This is a genomic window from Phytoactinopolyspora endophytica (assembly GCF_004138495.1).
GTDB lineage: Bacteria > Actinomycetota > Actinomycetes > Jiangellales > Jiangellaceae > Phytoactinopolyspora > Phytoactinopolyspora endophytica.
On record NZ_ML142860.1, the window covers coordinates 76625 to 77329 of the forward strand.

Genomic DNA, 705 nt, shown 5'->3' on the forward strand with positions numbered 1-705 from the left:
AGGGAGAAGAAACCTCCGGCCCTTTCCGCGCCTTTGAGGCTCTCTCGCGTCCCGGCTATCATTCCCCACCCTGGCCCTGCCCTCGCCTCGTCCTCGGCCCCGCCCGTCCGGCGCCACCAATACCGGCAGCCGGAGCGCAGCCTAGGCCGGAGCGCATCTCACGCGACCGAGTGGACTGGACATCGCATCGATCGCCACGCAGCCAACGGATGTGACCCATCGCTCAACCTGGCACCGATCGCAGCGTGAACGCGGTTGTGGGTCTGATCGTGTGACTGACGGCCGCTGGGTGCCGCTGTGGGCGTAGCCGTGGGGATCTGAGCCGCCTGGCGCGGTCAGAAGTGGCACGGCTATCGGCGCGACCGCCGATATGACCCGTGATGCGGCCTGAACGCACACGACAGATCACATGGTAGAGGCCCGAGCGGGTCTTTGGTACACGGCAGGTCGCACGACGGCGGCCCGAGCGGCTGGTTGGTACACGACTGATTGCACGACCAGCTAGGAGGTGGCTGGTTGGTACCCGCACGCCGCGCACGACGCGCTGGGGCGTCACGCATCGGACCCTTGTGTGGTCATAGCGTGACGAGGCACCCGGCGCCGGCGGCTGCTGGCGCCGCCGCCCCGAGACCAGGTTGAACGCTCGAATGGGTCGGAGAGCTTCTTCGACCGATCTTCGATCGGCGGCAGACGGCGCAACCAGCG